Source organism: Candidatus Thiosymbion oneisti, from assembly GCF_900092655.1.
GTDB classification, from domain to species: Bacteria; Pseudomonadota; Gammaproteobacteria; order Chromatiales; family Chromatiaceae; genus Thiosymbion; species Thiosymbion oneisti.
Window position 1 is genome coordinate 1 of record NZ_FLUY01001810.1, and the last position, 482, is coordinate 482.

1 protein-coding gene is annotated in these 482 nt (G+C 49.6%); it reads left to right on the plus strand.

Annotated elements, in window-relative coordinates; all coding sequences use genetic code 11:
- Nucleotides 1-289: hypothetical protein (locus tag BQ17_RS22200; RefSeq protein WP_218068360.1), on the plus strand; the 289-nt coding region annotated here is incomplete at its 5' end.
- Between the last annotated feature and the right edge of the window lie 193 nt (nucleotides 290-482).

Consider the following 482-nt stretch of genomic DNA (forward strand, 5'->3'; position numbering starts at 1 on the left):
ATGGCGCTGCGATCGATTTGACGCCCGACGCGCGCAATCGCCGCTTAAGTTCCAAACAGAATGGCGCACTACACTAGCTGCCGTACCCCAATTCGACAACGAGCTCTACTGGATCACCTACCAGGACAACGAACCCCCTGCACAGGTACGCGAACATCTGCTCCAGCCGGACAACTATGCCTTCTACATCAAGGGCTACGACGCGGACGGCTTCTTTGTGAAGCTGGCCCAGCAGCTCGAGTGCTTCCCGCCGGGGTGGTGTTGTAATTCTGTTGTTTCGATCATATAAGGTATTGATTTATAATATCTATTTGAACCCTAAAAACAAAGTTACAACACTACCATGTATCCCCCTGACATGGCCCCTCCCAACATCGAGAGGCGGCATTGCCGCCTTGGGTTGATCCTGGTTCCGTGAACTAAATGAGCCATTCATAGAATAATCCCTTTATAAAACAACAGGATAATGGAAAAATTCATTC